General features: G+C 65.1%; 16 protein-coding genes. 13 read left to right on the forward strand and 3 right to left on the reverse strand.

The window, feature by feature from the left end; genetic code table 11:
- The first annotated feature begins 37 nt into the window (after nt 1-37).
- The 7 genes from ACERI1_RS02205 (at nt 38) to ACERI1_RS02235 (ending at nt 5,789) form a co-directional block, all read left to right on the forward strand.
- Nucleotides 38-1,018 carry an ABC transporter ATP-binding protein gene (locus ACERI1_RS02205; RefSeq protein WP_373616394.1) on the forward strand — a complete coding sequence of 327 codons (981 nt, stop codon included), beginning with the start codon at nt 38-40 and terminating at the stop codon, nt 1,016-1,018.
- Complete coding sequence (locus ACERI1_RS02210) at nt 1,015-1,788, forward strand: ABC transporter permease (protein ID WP_373616395.1); 774 nt, start codon at nt 1,015-1,017, stop codon at nt 1,786-1,788. Before ACERI1_RS02205 ends, ACERI1_RS02210 begins: the two co-directional genes overlap by 4 nt.
- A 58-nt stretch (nt 1,789-1,846) precedes the next feature.
- Nucleotides 1,847-3,199, forward strand: a complete 1,353-nt coding sequence (gene truD, locus ACERI1_RS02215; protein ID WP_373616396.1) for a tRNA pseudouridine(13) synthase TruD — start codon at nt 1,847-1,849, stop codon at nt 3,197-3,199.
- 76 nt (nt 3,200-3,275) lie between these two features.
- Entirely contained in the window at nt 3,276-3,572 is a 297-nt protein-coding gene (locus ACERI1_RS02220; protein WP_373616397.1) for a hypothetical protein, read from the forward strand.
- A 69-nt stretch (nt 3,573-3,641) separates the two neighbouring features.
- Nucleotides 3,642-4,073 (forward strand): zinc ribbon domain-containing protein, encoded by a 432-nt coding sequence (locus ACERI1_RS02225; protein ID WP_373616398.1) that lies wholly within the window; start codon nt 3,642-3,644, stop codon nt 4,071-4,073.
- A gap of 62 nt (nt 4,074-4,135) precedes the next feature.
- Nucleotides 4,136-4,972, forward strand: a complete 837-nt coding sequence (surE, locus tag ACERI1_RS02230) for a 5'/3'-nucleotidase SurE (RefSeq protein WP_373616399.1) — start codon at nt 4,136-4,138, stop codon at nt 4,970-4,972.
- Between the two features lie 58 nt (nt 4,973-5,030).
- The gene (locus ACERI1_RS02235; protein WP_373616400.1) at nt 5,031-5,789 is read left to right on the forward strand and encodes a DUF2103 domain-containing protein; all 759 of its coding nucleotides are present in this window, start codon (nt 5,031-5,033) and stop codon (nt 5,787-5,789) included.
- Here the strand turns inward: ACERI1_RS02235 and ACERI1_RS02240 are convergent, their stop codons facing one another.
- Entirely contained in the window at nt 5,790-9,509 is a 3,720-nt protein-coding gene (locus ACERI1_RS02240) for a CARDB domain-containing protein (RefSeq protein WP_373616401.1), read from the reverse strand.
- A gap of 232 nt (nt 9,510-9,741) precedes the next feature.
- On the opposite strand from ACERI1_RS02240, the gene ACERI1_RS02245 reads away from it, so the two are divergent.
- From ACERI1_RS02245 to ACERI1_RS02270, 6 genes are all read left to right on the forward strand, one after another.
- A complete protein-coding gene (locus ACERI1_RS02245) occupies nt 9,742-9,945 on the forward strand; it encodes a hypothetical protein (RefSeq protein ID WP_373616402.1) in 204 nt (67 codons plus the stop codon).
- Between the two features lie 74 nt (nt 9,946-10,019).
- Complete coding sequence (locus tag ACERI1_RS02250; protein ID WP_008009665.1) at nt 10,020-10,283, forward strand: hypothetical protein; 264 nt, start codon at nt 10,020-10,022, stop codon at nt 10,281-10,283.
- 19 nt (nt 10,284-10,302) lie between these two features.
- On the forward strand, nt 10,303-10,437 hold the full coding sequence (locus ACERI1_RS02255; protein ID WP_006181151.1) for a DNA-directed RNA polymerase subunit P: 135 nt from the start codon (nt 10,303-10,305) through the stop codon (nt 10,435-10,437).
- Between the two features lie 9 nt (nt 10,438-10,446).
- A complete protein-coding gene (locus ACERI1_RS02260) occupies nt 10,447-10,725 on the forward strand; it encodes a KEOPS complex subunit Pcc1 (RefSeq protein WP_373616403.1) in 279 nt (92 codons plus the stop codon).
- 265 nt (nt 10,726-10,990) lie between these two features.
- Nucleotides 10,991-11,386 carry a prefoldin subunit beta gene (locus tag ACERI1_RS02265; RefSeq protein ID WP_373616404.1) on the forward strand — a complete coding sequence of 132 codons (396 nt, stop codon included), beginning with the start codon at nt 10,991-10,993 and terminating at the stop codon, nt 11,384-11,386.
- On the forward strand, nt 11,387-11,641 hold the full coding sequence (locus ACERI1_RS02270; protein WP_373616405.1) for a DUF3194 domain-containing protein: 255 nt from the start codon (nt 11,387-11,389) through the stop codon (nt 11,639-11,641).
- A 172-nt stretch (nt 11,642-11,813) separates the two neighbouring features.
- On the opposite strand, the gene ACERI1_RS02275 is transcribed toward ACERI1_RS02270, so the two are convergent.
- Nucleotides 11,814-14,090, reverse strand: a complete 2,277-nt coding sequence (locus ACERI1_RS02275) for an LUD domain-containing protein (protein WP_373616406.1) — start codon at nt 14,088-14,090, stop codon at nt 11,814-11,816.
- A gap of 1 nt (nt 14,091) precedes the next feature.
- Nucleotides 14,092-14,598: an LUD domain-containing protein gene (locus ACERI1_RS02280; RefSeq protein WP_373616407.1), complete on the reverse strand. Its 507-nt coding sequence runs from the start codon at nt 14,596-14,598 to the stop codon at nt 14,092-14,094.
- Nucleotides 14,599-14,640: the final 42 nt, after the last annotated feature.

The following is a 14,640-nucleotide window of genomic DNA, read 5'->3' on the forward strand; positions in this document are numbered from 1 at the left end:
CGAACCCCTTACCCGCGATGCGTGGGAACCGACCGCTATGGAAGCCGTAGTCGAAGCAACGGATCTCGAGAAGACCTACGGCGAGACCGTCGCCTTATCCCAGGCCTCGCTGTCGGTCGCCTGTGGCGAGGTCTTCGCGCTGATCGGCCCGAACGGGGCCGGCAAGACGACGCTCGTCCGCGCGCTGACGGGGACGACCGAACCCGACGGCGGCAGCGCGCGAATCCTCGGCGCGAAGCCAGCAGCAGTCGATCGCGGTCGCCTGGGCGTCCTCCCACAGGAGTTCTCGCCACCGGGTCGCCTCAGCGCTCGCGAACTGCTCGCCTACTACGCCGGCCTCTACGACGACGCGCGCGATCCGGACGACGTGCTCGCGGACGTCGGGCTCGTCGATGCGGGCGATACCTGGTACGAGGACCTCTCGGGCGGCCAACAGCGCCGGGCCTGCGTCGGCTCCGCGCTGGTCAACGACCCCGATCTGCTCTTTCTCGACGAGCCGACGACCGGCATTGATCCCGCCGGTCGCCGCACCGTCTGGCGACTGATCGAGGACCTCGCCGACGCCGGGACGACGGTCGTCCTCACGACACACGACATGGCCGAAGCCGAACGACTCGCCGACCGCGTCGGCCTGCTCGCCGACGGCTCGCTCGTCGCACAGGGCCCGCCCAAAGCCCTCGTTCGGGACCACGGCGGCTCGAGCCGACTCACCATCGAGACGGCGGCCGACCCCGATGCCTTCGCGGACCTCGCGTACCCGGTCGAGCGACCGGAACGCGGCCGCAACCGGAACCCCGACAGCGCGGTCGTCGTTCGTGAGATCGACCCCGCCGCGATCGGGACTGTGGTCGACCATCTCAAGGAGCAAGGCATCGAGTACACGGAACTCTCGTGGGCCGAACCGGACCTCGAGGACGTCTATCTCGCGCTGGCCGACGTGACCGAACGCGAGCGAACGGATCGACTCGGGAGCGAAAGCGAAGACGCAGACCTCGTGCAGGCGGGTGAGACGGCATGAGCCGGATGGGACGCGTCAGGGCCGAGACGAGCGCCGGCTGGCGATCCTTTATCCGCCGGCGGACAGCAGTCTTCTTTACGTTCTTCTTCCCGGTGATCCTGATCGTCATCTTCGGCGCGTTGATCCGGACCGATCCGACCGGTGAGGGGCTGTTCACGGAGCCGGCGGCCTACTACGTGCCGGGCTATCTCGCCGTCGTCGTCCTCTTTACGCCGCTGTCGCGGATGGGCAGCGAGGTCGCACGCCACCGTGAGGGGAGCCGGTTCGAGAAACTCGCGACGACGCCGCTGACCCGTCCCGAGTGGTTGCTCGCCCAGACCGCGGTCAACGCAGCGATCATCGGCCTGGCGAGCCTGCTCATCCTTGGACTGGTGATCCTGCTGACCGGCGCCCAGATCACGTTCTCACCGCTGTTAGTACCGTATATCCTGATCGGTGTGATCTGTTTCTGTGGCGTCGGCGCGATGCTCGGCAGCTACACCGACTCCCAGGACGGCGCGGTCGCCGCCAGCAACGCGATCGGGCTGCCGCTGCTCTTCCTCTCGGAGACGTTCATCTCCCTGTCACAACTGCCCGGTTGGTTCGAACCCCTTGTGAACCTCTCGCCGCTGACCTACTTCGCACGCGGCGTGCGGGCCGCGACCTACACGGACGCAACGACACCCGCGGTCGCCGGCGTCGACCCTGCACTCGCGAACCTCGGGATCCTCGCCGCGCTCGCCGTCGTCGCCTTCGCGCTCGGTGCGCGATCGATCCCGCGGACGGACTAATCGTTGGCCGCGAGAACGAACCGATTTAGGCCCCGCACACCAACCTCCGGCAACCAGCATGCGCCCAGCCCATCCCACCGAGCAGGCCGTCGGTATGGACCACTACGTCTCTGAAACCGACGGCGTCGGCGGCCACCTTCGCGAGGACGACGAACACTTCCGGGTGCGCGAACTCGAGCGCTTCGACACCCAACCCGTCGACGCCTCGATGGACGCCTACCCGCATCTCGTCTTCCGGGCGACGCTGCAGGGCTGGGACACCAACGACTTCGCATCGCGACTCTCGGATGCGCTCGGACTCTCCCGCGAGCGGGTCAACTGGGCCGGGACGAAAGACAAGTACGCCGTGACGACACAGCTGTTTTCGGTCTACGGAGCCGATCCCGAGGACATCCCCGAGATCGACGGGGCCGAGATCGAGGTACTGGGCCGGGCAGGCCGAAATCTCGAGTTCGGCGACCTCGCGGGCAACGCCTTCGAACTTGTCGTCAGCGAACCCGACCGACCTGACAACGCCACGGCGATCACCAACGAACTGCACGAGTTCGGTGGGCTCGAGGATCAAGGGAGCGACGACGCGACCTCGATCGGCGTCCCGAATTTCTTCGGCCAGCAGCGCTTTGGCAGCCGCCGGCCGGTCACCCACGAGGTCGGCCTCGCGATCGCTCGTGGCGACTGGGAAGGCGCAGTGATGGCCTACCTCGGGAACCCGACGGACGCGGAACCGGAGTCGACCCAGGAAGCCAGAGCCTTCGTCGAGGAGACGCGCGACTGGCAGGAAGCCTTAGAGCGTGTTCCCAACCGCCTCCGGTACGAGCGCTCGATGATTCACGCGCTCGCAGAACACGACGGCGAGCCCGGTTCCGACGAGTTCCGGGCCGCCCTCGAGCGCGTCCCCTCGAACCTCCAGCGGCTGTTCGTCCACGCGGCCCAGTCGTACGCGTTCAACCTGATGCTGTCCGAACGGCTCGAGCGCGACCTGCCGTTCGATCGTCCCGTCGACGGCGACGTGGTCTGTTTTGCCGATACCGACGCACCTGATGGGCTCGAGTTGCCCGATCCCGACCGACTCCAGCGGGTCGACGAGCGCCGCGTCGGCTCGGTGACCCGCCACTGCGAGCGTGGCCGGGCGTTCGTCACCGCGCCGCTGGTCGGCACCGAGACGGAGCTGACCGACGGCGAGCAAGGCGAGATCGAACGCGCCGTCCTCGACGACCTCGGCCTCGAGCCATCGGATTTCGACCTCCCCGGCGAGTTCCACTCCACGGGCACGCGGCGGGCGATCCTTCTGCGGACGGATCTGTCGCTCGAGACCGAGCCGCTGACCCTCTCGTTTGCGCTCCCGAAGGGGTCGTACGCGACGGTCGTCTCCCGGGAGTATCTGAAGGTCGATCCGATCGACCTCGGCTGACGCCGTCGCGTCCGAACGCAGCCAGTCTCGAGATGGTCGCCGAACCGTTTACATGGTGGTACGAGTAGGCTCGCACATGATCGGCACGGACGAGACTCGCGAGATCGTCGACTGGCGAAAGACGACCGAAGACGGGAAACCAACCTACGAGATCGAGTACAGCGAGCCGGTTCCGGAGCCGACGGGGCGATCGAAGGCGCTGTTCGGTGCGAGCAGCGGTGGAACGGTGCCGGCCGGCGAGCAGTCGTTTCTGTTGCCGGACGGCGAGCGGATCCCCGCGACTGAGGCAGTCTTCGAGGCTGACGGGACCACGCTACGCGTCCGCCACGAACCGTCGACGCTGGCTCGCCTCCGCCGATACCTGCCGTGGTGAACTGGGCTGGCCTCGATCGCGTGCGGGGTCGCTGACAGCCTTTTGCCTGCTCGCGTTCAACGGACACCCATGCGTAGCAAACGCGTCCAACGGGAGATCGACGATCTCGTCGCGCAGGGCTGGCGGATCGAGGAGGAGACGCCCGACCGCGTCGTGATGGTCGACCGAGAGTTCGGCTCGGTCGGCTCGCACATCGTCGTCGCGCTGCTGACGTTCTGGTTCTCGCTGGGTGTTGGAAACGTCGTCTGGGCGGCGTACAACTACGTCTCGAACTCTCGGCGTCGCGTGCTCTGGGAGGACGGCGATGCCTGTCCGTCCTGTGGGGCCGCTGTGTCGGCGACCGACGACTACTGCCCGTCCTGTGGTGAGGCCCTCGAGAGCGGTCCCGACCCGACCGACGCGGTCTCCTGTCCCGACTGTGAGGCCGTCGTCGCCGCCGGCTCGCGATACTGTCCGGCTTGCGGGACGGAACTCGCGGACGCGGCAGATAAATCCACGTAGCGGACCTCACCGTCACGAACCGAACTGATAGGTACGTTGGGCCCTAGACCGTGTATACGGCAATGGAACTGGATTCGGACCCTCACATTCTCCTGACGAACGACGACGGGATCGACGCACCCGGGATCCGGGCGCTGTACGACGCACTGCAGGCGGTCGGCACGGTCACCGTCGTCGCGCCCGATCGGAACCGCAGCGCCGTCGGTCGCTCGCTCTCGTATGGCCGGACGCGATCCTCGCCCGACGACCTCTCGCTGGACCTGGAATCGGATTCGTTTACCTCGCCAGTTCCACACACCGACCACGAACTCGGCTACGCCGTCGACGGCACGCCCTGTGACTGTGCCATCGTCGGCGTCAACGCCATCGAGCCCGAACCCGACATCGTCGTCTCGGGCTGTAACGCCGGCGCGAACCTCGGTGCGTACGTCTTCTCCCGCTCGGGAACGGTGAGCGCTGCGATGGAAGCAGCCTTCCTCGAGACGCCGTCGATCGCCGTTTCGATGGACACGCTCGGCTACGACACCGACCTCGAGCCGACCGATTTCGAGCGAGCGGCCGAGATCACAGCCACGATCCTCGACGGTGCACCCGGAACGGGCCTGTTCGACCGCGTCGACTACCTGAACGTCAACGTTCCTCGCCCGGATCGCGAGCCAAACGGCTATGCGATCACGCGCCCGACCCGCGTCTACGAGATGGACGCGACGGTCGAAGACGGCGGCTTCCAGTTGACCAACCGCCTCTGGCAACAGATGGCCAACCGGGACATCCCCGATCCAGCAGACACCGACCGCCACGCCGTGCTCGCAGGTCTGGTCTCGATTTCGCCGCTTCGCATCCCCTACGACGTCGTCGATACCGACCCCGTCCGGACGATCATCGAGCGCATTCTGTAGCGCCGTGACCGCCAACAAAAACACGGCTGTTTTACACGACCGGTGTCAAACGGCGAGTATGGAGTGTCGTCACTGTGCGTCGCCGCTCGAGAAACCCGGGGACTACTGTCTGGTCTGCCGGGACGCCAACACCGAGGCGATCGTCCTCGAGGCGGCACGCGACAGGGCGACGATCACGATGCTCGCGGGCGAGGACGAGACACGCGAGCGCGACGAATCGGCAGACCCCGACAAACAGATCCTCGGCGAGACGACGATCACGACGACGCCGGAAGACGGCGAGAACGAGCCGATCGAACTCCGGAACTTCGCCGGGCTGATCGCCGACGAAATCCGCCGGAAGCGCCCTGACGAGGTCTATGCCGGTGGGACGCGGGCAGTGATCCGTGCCGTGCGCGAGGACCTCCACCATCCGTTCTACCGCGTCGACGACGACGAGCCAGTCCAGGCCGTCCTCGAGCGTCGCGGCAATCGCGCGCTCGATGTCGTCGAGACGCCGCCGGCCGAGAAGATCGGCGGCAGCCACACCACGCTCATCGGCGGGCGGACGGGCATGGAGGCGATCCACGCCGTTGCGGGCCACCCCCACGTCAAGAAGGTCATTCCGGGCCCCATCGACGCCGGCGGCAAGGGCTCCCAGTCGGGCATGCGCGCGAAGGTCACCCGCGCTGACGACGGCGGTAACGTGCGGATGCTGCTCCGGGACGGCTCGAGTGTGCAGGAAAATCGCGTCGTGACGACCGCTCGAGATCGAGAGATGGGCGAGCGAATTCGGGCGGATTTGAATGACGTGCTCGCTGAAGCGGAGTTTCAGTAGCTATTCTTCGACCGGTTCGACTGATTGATTATCCGGCTGTCCGTCAACCGGCTCCGCCGGGGAGTCTTCTGTCTGTTCGTCTCCGGGTGAGTCGGGCGATTCCGGTTCCTCCGGTGGTTCTGATTCTTCGGGAGTGTCTGGCTCTTCCGGTGGTCCTGGTTCTTCAGGCGAGTCAGGTTCCTCTGGTGGTCCCGGTTCCTGGGGACTGTCTGGCTCTTCCGGTTGCTCGTCGGGAGTGCTGTCGGGCGATTCGTCAGCCGTTTCGGGTTCAGTCACCGTGAACTGGATCGACGCAGCGTCGTCGTCGGTGCGCACGGTTGCGGTTCGGTCGCCGACATCCGTCTGGGTCGTCGCATACGTCAGCGTGACTGATCCCGTCTCGTCGGCAGCGAGTGACACAGATTGGGTGTCGACGCCCTGTTGCTGGTCGATATCCAGGTACACGTTAGTCTCGCCGGCTTCGGTGCCGACGTTCGTCACCTCGGCGGTCACCTCGAGTGTGGCTCCGGCTTCGACTGGATCGGTCGCGTTCACAGTCGTCACCTCGAACGCCGCCGTCTCGGCTGGTTCCTCGACGGTCACCTGCGCCGTCGCCTCGTCGTCCTCGCTGCGAACGGTGACCGCGAGTTCGCCGACGTCTTCGGGCCGGGTCTGGTACGACAGCGTCACCGTTTCGAGCGCACCTTCCTCGAGATCGACCTGCGCGGTGTCGACGACCTGCCCGCCGACCGCGAGCGCGAACTCCCGAGATCCGGTGGCGTTGCCGATGTTTTCGACCTCGACCGTCACCTCGAGCGTCTCACCGGCCACTACGGGGGCTGTCGTCTCGAGGATGGCGACCGAAAACGCGGGCTCCGGATCTCGATACTCGCCGGCTGGCTCCGTCTCGGCCCGGAGCGTCTCGTCGTAGAGATAGTTTTCGAGGTCGATCTCCCAGACGAGTCGTTCGTCGTCGGTTTGGGGCGTCCACTCGACGGCGAACGAGTGGGTTCCGGGCTCGAGCGCAGGCGGTTCGTCCTCAGTTGTTCCCGCGACGAACGCGCCGCCAACGAGTTCGAGATCGTTCGGGTTCTCGTAGCCGAACGTAACTGTGTAGCTGTCGCCTTCCGTGGGCGTGACGTCCTCGAGTGCGATTGACGGTCGCTCGGGCCGGCGTTCGTCGATGCAGTCGTTTGGGTTGCTTTCGCGGCGCTCATCCGATTCGAACCAGTTGACGAAGACGGTCCCGATAGTCGAGCCGAAGCCGTCGTCTCTGAGTCCGACGACGACCTCGTCGTCGGTCCGGTCGAGGACCCCCTCGTCATCGCTGATCTGGAGCCGAATCGTCCCGGAAAACGGGGCATCGATCGCGTCGCCGATCGTGATCCCCGGATGGGCGTTGCCGACGCCTACCGAGTCGACGAAGAGCGTCTCGACGGTCAGATCGTCGCCATCTTCGAACGTCCCGGAGACGGTCGCCTGCGTGCAGTTGACAAATTCGATCTCGAAGTCCCTGTCATCGGTGCCGTAGACGAGGACCGTCCGTTCGTCCGAGGCAACAGCGCTCTCGACGCGAACCGGGAACTCCTGGTCGTTTTCGACGAGTGCCGTTTCGAACGCCATCGTGACTGTCTCACGGGCACCCGGTTCGAGCCGTATCGACGCGGTATCCACGACGGTCGGATCGTGGCCGACGACGAACTCGAGATCCTGCGTCACGGTGACCTCGCTTGCGTTCTCGACTTCGGCGGTCACCTCGAGGACGTCGCCAGCGTCGACGGGATCGTTCGTCCCGGTGATCGTCACGGTTACATCGACGTCGTCCGTGCCGATCACCTCGACGTCGCGGACCGCTGCGTCGTCGTCGCTTTCGACCCGCACGGGAAACGTCTGTGTTCGCCGGACGAGCGCTGTTTCGAATTCGAGATCGACCGTCTCGGTCTCGCCACCGGCGACCGTCACCGACTGGGAATCGACGAGTTCGGGATCGTGACCGACGATCAGTTCGATCTCCTGGGTCGTCTCCGACTCGGCAGTGTTTTCGAGTGTTGCAGTCACCTCGAGGACGTCGCCGGTCGTGACCGGGTCGTTCGTCTCGATGTTCGTCACTGCCAGCGGCGGCTCGTCGACGTAGACGAAGACGGGGACCTCGTCGGAATCGCCCTCGGTTTCGATCCGGGCCGGGAACTCTTGGTCGTTCCTGACGAGCGCGGTCTCGTACCCCATCGTAACCGTCTCGGATTCGCCGGGCTCGAGCGAGACCACTGTCGTATCGACCACCGTCGGATCGTGACCGACGATCAACTGCACCTCTCGCGTAAGGCCCGTGCTGTGGCTGTTCTCGAACTCGGCGATCACCTCGAGAAACTCGCCCGTCTGGACCGGTGCGTTGGTCTCCACGATCGTCACGTCCAGTCCGATATCCTCAGTGCCGATCACTTCGACCGTCCGTTCATCGGCGCTGTCTTCGGTTTCGACCCGCGCGGGGAACGTCTGGGTTCGCCTGACGACTGCCGTTTCGAACTCGAGATCGATCGTTTCGGACTCGCCCCCGCCGACGGCCACCGACTGGCTGTCGACGAGTTCGGGATCGTGGCCGACGATCAGATCGACATCCTGTGTTATTTCGGTGTCGGTCGTGTTCTCGACCGTCGCCGTGACCTCGAGCACCTCGCCGGCGTCGACGGGATCGTTCGTCTCGATGATCGACACGGCCAGGTCTGCATCGGTTTCACCGACATCGTCGATCACCCACGACCGTTCGGACGTGATCGTTCCGTTCTCGCTGATCACCCAGGCGATGATCGGACACCCATGGCAGCCGCTCTCGAGCGAGAGCGTCGCGGTGTCTTTGCTCCCGCTCACCGCTGTCTCACCGAGGATGACGTCCGCGTGGCCGAGCCACCAGACGACGCGGTCGAGCGCGCCGTCGGGATGTGCGACATCCAGCTCGAGTTCGATCGATTCGTCGGTGGTCATCGCGAGTGACTCGTCAGCCGGCCGCCTGCCCTCGATGGTCGGCGCTGCGGTCCCGGTTTCTGCCACGGTGATCGTCCACGTCGCTCGGCGGGGCTCGTCGTCGCCGACGGCAGCAGCGACCTCGTAGGTGCCTGCCGAGTCGAACGTCGTCTGCCAGTAGTCGGCACCCCGATGGCCGTAGTACGTGCTAAACCAGGGTCCCATCGACCAACCGACGTACTCGCCATCGACGAACCACTGTGTTCGTCCGCCGTACTCCCCGAGCGCGTCGGATTCGACCTCGAAGAGCACCGTCGTCCCCGGCTGTACCGTCAGCTCCGGGTCCGGTGATAGTTGTGCGGTGTCCAATTCCTCAACGGCGAGGACGTCGACGGTGCGTTCAGCCGTGTCGTCGTCGGTCTCGAACCGGACCGTGACCGTCTCGTCCTGGCTGACTGGATAGGTACGATAACTGAAGTAGTCGATCGTCTCGGTTTCACCGGGACCAACCGTCGTTTCGACGGTCGACCGATGTTCGCCCTCGTAAAAACCCTCGACTGTTGTCCTCACTGCCGTGGTGCCTGTGTTTTCGACCGCTACGCTCACCTCGAGTAGCGATCCACCCTCGACGGGCGCGTTCGTCTCGACGATTCGAACCTCGGTGACGCCGTCGTCCTGAACGGCACGCCTCCGCCTCGCGACCTCTCGTTCGATCGCTTCCACACTCCCCGTAAGCGTCGCCGCCAGACCGCCCCCGGCGGCGAGATAGCGTCGTCGCCGCATGGATACGCTGTCCACGACGGAACACATAATACATTGTCACCGTTTGCTTGATCGTCATTCTGCAGCGGTAACGAGACGCGAAACAGGTGGACAGGTGCCGTCAGCGAGTCTCAAAGAGCTGTGTCACGCACAGTCTCGGCTGGCGCAAATACTGTCAGTACCCGATGGAAGTGACACTTCCTGCTGGTTGTCCCAGCCTTAACCGGAGCGGTGTAATTAGATATAATTAGTCATGCTCGAGCGACCGGACGCTGTCCTCACACTGATCCCGCTACTGGCGGTCAGCGGCCTTGCCGTTCGGACACTGCTTGCGCCGGGTTTCGGATCGGGGCTGTTCACGACGCCGCTTGCGGCTGCCGGCTATCTCGCCGCGCTCGCGCTCGTCTTTCTAGAGCTGCTTGCGTGGCCGGTCGCCCAGCGGCTCAGTGGGTCGTGACCGGAGCCGATCGCGTCCGCGAACCGACGCGACTCAACAGGTTTAAGAATCCGCTGGCGATAGAGAGCACTACTATGGCCAAGAAAGGACAGGTCGGTAGCGCTGGCCGCTTCGGTGCCCGCTACGGCCGCGTCGCACGACGTCGCGTCAGCGAGATCGAAGACGACATGCAGAACGCCGAAGTCGACGGCGACGACGTCACCCGCGTCGGCACTGGCATCTGGAAAAACGAAGAGACCGGCGAAGTCTTCACCGGCGGTGCCTACCGCCCGGAGACCCCCGCTGGCCGCACCGTCCAGCGCTCCATCCGCGCTGCGCTCGCCGAGGACGACGAATAACCACCTCTTCAGGACCAGTATGAGTTACAAATGCTCTCGCTGTAAACGCGACGTCCAGCTCGACGAGTACGGCGGCGTCCGCTGTCCCTACTGCGGCCACCGCGTGCTCCTGAAAGAACGCAGCCGCGACGTCAAGGAAGTCGACGTCCAGTAACGCGTCAGCGTGTCTTCTCACGACGCGACCCTCGAGTTCGACTACGAGAGCACCGCGCGTGCCGAACTCGTCGCTGAAAGCGTCGCCCGCGAGATCGGTGAGATCGACGACGACCGCTCGCGGACGACCCTCGAGCGAGACGACTCGCTGGTCCGCGTCGAGATCGACGCCGACGACGTGATCGCCCTGCGAGCCGCGTTGAACACGTGGTTTTCGCTGATCGATGTCGCCGAGCGAACCGCCGACGCTGGATTGGGAGTGCTCGAGGCCAAGTCTGAGTCATCGTAGTCTGTCAACCCCTTCTGACGGGCTGGGTGATCTGTGGATTGCATTCGACCTGGTCGAACGCATTGTACTCGAACTCGACGCTACGCTCCCCGCTCGTGATCGCTGGACCCGCGCTCGCTGCGGATCGACGGGATCGTCTTCCAGTAGAGCACTCTGATTCTATATCCTCGCGCACGTGATATCGTGATAATAACGTGGAGCCGACCACGGTGGCGCTCCGAAGACAAAGCTTGGCTTTATCAGTCCGGAGGGCGACGGTCGAGATATGCAAGGAAACCTGCCGCCGGAAGCACAGGAGAAAATCGAACAGCTACAGGATCTGCAGGAGACGGCACAGCAAGTCGCCGTCCAGAAGCAGGAAGCGGAAACCGGCCTCACCGAGGCCCAGAACGCCCTCGACGAACTCGAGAACATCGACGAGGAGACGACGATGTACCGCAGCGTCGGCGAGCTGCTCGTCGAGACCGACTACGACCAGGCAGAAGAAGACCTCGAGGACAAGGTCGACTCGCTCGAACTCCGCGTCGAGACCCTCGAGAAGCAAGAAGAGCGCGTCCAGGACCAGTTCGAGGGCCTGCAGGACGAGCTCGAAGAACTGCTCGGTGGCGGCATGGGCGGCGGTCCGAGCCCGGCTGGCGGTCCCGGCGCTGGCGGCGCATAAATGCCGACTGACGAGCCGACGGCCGACGACGTTGTCCAGACGGCGTCGGACGCTGCGGAAGGCTACGTCTTCTCGCAGTACAAACAGTCGGCCGTTCGCGATCTCGACGTCACCGTGACGTTCGAAGACGGCGTCCTCGAGGTCGACGTCTACCTCAACGTGCCCGAGGGCGACGCCGAGGCCGATCCCGAACAGGTTGCCGACGATGCCGCGCTCGCGGCTCGGCAAGCGGTCGACGAACTGTTCGAGGCATAACGGACGCGATCTCGCGTTTCGAACAGCTTCTTTCGGTCTCTTTGAGAGTGACTAGCCAGTGCTACGCCGGTGATCGACGTGTGAGCGGCGTGGCTGTGTTCCGGTGAACGCCGGTACGAAGCGACGAACCGGTGAGTGCCACGAATCACTCGAACGGACGTGCCGACGACCGCTACACCCGATAACCCGGTGCCAGCAACTCGATCGGATGTGGCACGTCGCGCTCGAGCAGCCCCTCGAGTTGATCGCCACACGACGTCCCCGACGCAACGACTGTTTTTGCGCCGTCGATCTGTTCGGCCAGCCGCTCGCCGACATCGACACTCAGTTCGTAGTACTCCCGTTTGTAGCCGAAGGAGCCGGCCATGCCACAGCACTCGGCGCTGGTCGTCTCGGGGGCGTAGCCACACCGCTCGAGGACGGCGACGGTCGGTGCCTCGAGATCGAGCGTGCGCTGCTGGCAGTGGGAGTGATACGTCACTGGCTCCGCGCCATTGCCGTTCGACAGCGCCGATGGGTCGGCTCCGTTCTCGAGCAGTCCGTAGACGAACTCACAGATCTCGTAGCTCCTGTCGCGTAAGCGCTCGAACGATCGCTCGGGGAGCAGCCGTTCGTACTCGCGGTGCATGGCTGCCAGATCGGAGGGCTCGACGACGACCACGTCCCGGTCAGCATCGAGATCCTCCGCCAGCGAAGCAAAGAGCCGGCTTGCCTGCCGGTCGGCGGTCGCGACCATCCCCTGGGAAAGCGCCGCGCGTCCGCTCTCGGGCAGGTCCGGTACCTGTACCGGAACGCCCAGCGCCTCGAGCGTGCGGACGGCGGCTTTCCCGCGGTCGACGTCGACGTAGTTCGTGTAGACGTCGGGATAGAGGACGACCTCGCGGTCGATATCCACGTCAGCGCCTCGAGACGCTCGCCGACTCGAGGCCGCAGCGCCACCTCGCTTCTCGAACCAGTCGACGAGCGATTCGCGCTGGAACGCGGGCAAATCACGGCGGCGGTCGATTCCGAGAGTGCGCTCGAGCAGCCCGCGGACGGGGTCAGCGTCCGCGAGCCAGTTCGAAACGGGTGCGGTTGCGCTGGCTGCTTTCGCAGCCGTGCCGATGTTGCCGAAGAAGCGCTTGCCGAGGTCGAGGCCACCCTCCTCCATATCCGGCGTGAGGCCGTCGACGAGGAAGTCGGTGGCCGCCGGGTCCTCGCTGCGGTTGATCCGATCCCGGACGACGGTGTTGATCCACGGGATGTCGATCTTGACCGGACAGGCGTCGACACAGCGCGAGCAGCCGGTACAGAGGTCGTTGAACTCGGCGGCGGATTCCTGGCCGTGGACGCCGGCCTCCCAACCGGTCGCGATCCCGCCGGAGTAGGTCTCGCCGCCGAAGCCGTGGCCGCCGACGGACTGGAAGTTCGCACACGAGTTCGAGCAGGCCCCACAGCGAATACAGTACAGCGTTTCCCGGAGCTGGTCGTCCTCGCGCATGTCCATCCGACCGTTGTCCAGCAGGACGAGGTGGAAGTCTCGGTCCGCCTTCGCTTCGTCGCCGGTCGTCGTCGGCTCCTCGGGGTCGTCGAAGGAAAGCGTCGGCGAGTCGGTCGGCGGCGAGAGCATCGTCACGTACTGTGCGATCGACTGGCCCGTCGCGCTCTTGGCGATGAGATCGACGAACGGCTCGAGATCCGACAGCGTCGGGATCAGCTTCTCGACACCCGCGATCGCGACGTGGGTGTCGGGCGTGACCGCACACTTGCGCGCGTTGCCCTCGTTCGTGACGAGCGTGATCGTCCCGCTGTCGGCGACGACGAAGTTCGCGCCGGTGATCCCCACGTCGGCCTCCTGGATATGGTCGGCGAGATAGTCGCGGGCAAACTGGGTCAACTCTTCGGCGGTCTCGAAGGGTTCGTCGGGATCGAATCGTTCGTTGAACAACTCGGCGATCTCCGCGCGCTCGAGGTGCATCGCTGGCCCGACGATATGCGAGGGCGTGTCGTCTGCAACCTGCAGGACCCACTCGCCGAGGTCGGTCTCGGTGATGTCGATCCCTGCGGCCGCGAGCGCCTCGTTGAGATCGATCTCCTCGGTCGTCATGGACTTCGATTTGACGACCGACGGAGTGTCGTCGTCTCCGGTGATCCCGTGTTCTTCGCTCTCGGTATGGACGACATCGGCCACGTACGCGTTTGCATCCGCGGCGTCGTCGGCGACGTAGACGGTGCCGCCGTTGGCCTCGACCGCTTCTCGGGCCGTCTCGAGCAACTCGGGCAGCCGATCGATGGCATCCTCCTTGATCGATCGGGCCTCGGTTCGTAGCGCCTCGAGATCGTCGGTTGCGCTGTATGCCGCTTCGCGCTGCGTGTCGAACGAACTCGCGTTTGCGTGGACAGCATCGCCTTCGGTCTCGAGCAGGTGCCGAATCCGATCAGCTTGCTGCGATCGGGTGCGCTGGGCCATCTTAGCGGTCCTCCAAGACGATTACGTCGACAGCACCCGGGCCGTGGACGCCGTGGACGAGATCGCCCATATCGGCGGTCGCACTCCGACCGGTTGCGAAGACGACGCTGTCTCGGCCTCGCTCGAACTGCGATTCGAGACGGTCGAATCCGGCACTCAGATTCGGGACGACGTCGCTTTCTGCGACGACCGCGACGTGGCGATCTGGATAGAGGCTGATCGGCTCTGCGCCATCGGCGGTCGATTCGATCGCAACGGTGCCGTACTCCGCGATGGCGAAGCCGACTGGAGTGATACCCGTCCGTGCTCGTTCGAGGTCGGCGGTCGTTGGCGTCGTCGTCACCGATTCCGGAAGCGTAGCGCCCTCGAACGGCAGTGGCGCGCCGACGGCTGGCTCTTCGACGATCGTTTCGATTCGCTCGCTCGCGTCGGCTGCCGGAACGCGCTCGAACCCCACCTCGAGTCCCTCGAGTGCGCGCTCGAACCGACCGATAGTGTCGACTGTCATCACGTCTCACGTCTCAACGGACGGTGAAGATACTGACGGTCG

The sequence above is a fragment of the Natrinema sp. HArc-T2 genome (genome assembly GCF_041821085.1).
Taxonomy (GTDB): domain Archaea; phylum Halobacteriota; class Halobacteria; order Halobacteriales; family Natrialbaceae; genus Natrinema.

Coding starts and splice junctions, on each gene's coding strand:
- ACERI1_RS02205 (WP_373616394.1), top strand. CDS start 38: ATGGAAGCCGTAGTCGAAGCAACGGATCTCGAGAAGACCTACGGCGAG.
- ACERI1_RS02210 (WP_373616395.1), top strand. CDS start 1,015: ATGAGCCGGATGGGACGCGTCAGGGCCGAGACGAGCGCCGGCTGGCGA.
- truD (WP_373616396.1), top strand. CDS start 1,847: ATGCGCCCAGCCCATCCCACCGAGCAGGCCGTCGGTATGGACCACTAC.
- ACERI1_RS02220 (WP_373616397.1), top strand. CDS start 3,276: ATGATCGGCACGGACGAGACTCGCGAGATCGTCGACTGGCGAAAGACG.
- ACERI1_RS02225 (WP_373616398.1), top strand. CDS start 3,642: ATGCGTAGCAAACGCGTCCAACGGGAGATCGACGATCTCGTCGCGCAG.
- surE (WP_373616399.1), top strand. CDS start 4,136: ATGGAACTGGATTCGGACCCTCACATTCTCCTGACGAACGACGACGGG.
- ACERI1_RS02235 (WP_373616400.1), top strand. CDS start 5,031: ATGGAGTGTCGTCACTGTGCGTCGCCGCTCGAGAAACCCGGGGACTAC.
- ACERI1_RS02240 (WP_373616401.1), bottom strand. CDS start 9,509: ATGCGGCGACGACGCTATCTCGCCGCCGGGGGCGGTCTGGCGGCGACG.
- ACERI1_RS02245 (WP_373616402.1), top strand. CDS start 9,742: ATGCTCGAGCGACCGGACGCTGTCCTCACACTGATCCCGCTACTGGCG.
- ACERI1_RS02250 (WP_008009665.1), top strand. CDS start 10,020: ATGGCCAAGAAAGGACAGGTCGGTAGCGCTGGCCGCTTCGGTGCCCGC.
- ACERI1_RS02255 (WP_006181151.1), top strand. CDS start 10,303: ATGAGTTACAAATGCTCTCGCTGTAAACGCGACGTCCAGCTCGACGAG.
- ACERI1_RS02265 (WP_373616404.1), top strand. CDS start 10,991: ATGCAAGGAAACCTGCCGCCGGAAGCACAGGAGAAAATCGAACAGCTA.
- ACERI1_RS02270 (WP_373616405.1), top strand. CDS start 11,387: ATGCCGACTGACGAGCCGACGGCCGACGACGTTGTCCAGACGGCGTCG.
- ACERI1_RS02275 (WP_373616406.1), bottom strand. CDS start 14,090: ATGGCCCAGCGCACCCGATCGCAGCAAGCTGATCGGATTCGGCACCTG.
- ACERI1_RS02280 (WP_373616407.1), bottom strand. CDS start 14,598: ATGACAGTCGACACTATCGGTCGGTTCGAGCGCGCACTCGAGGGACTC.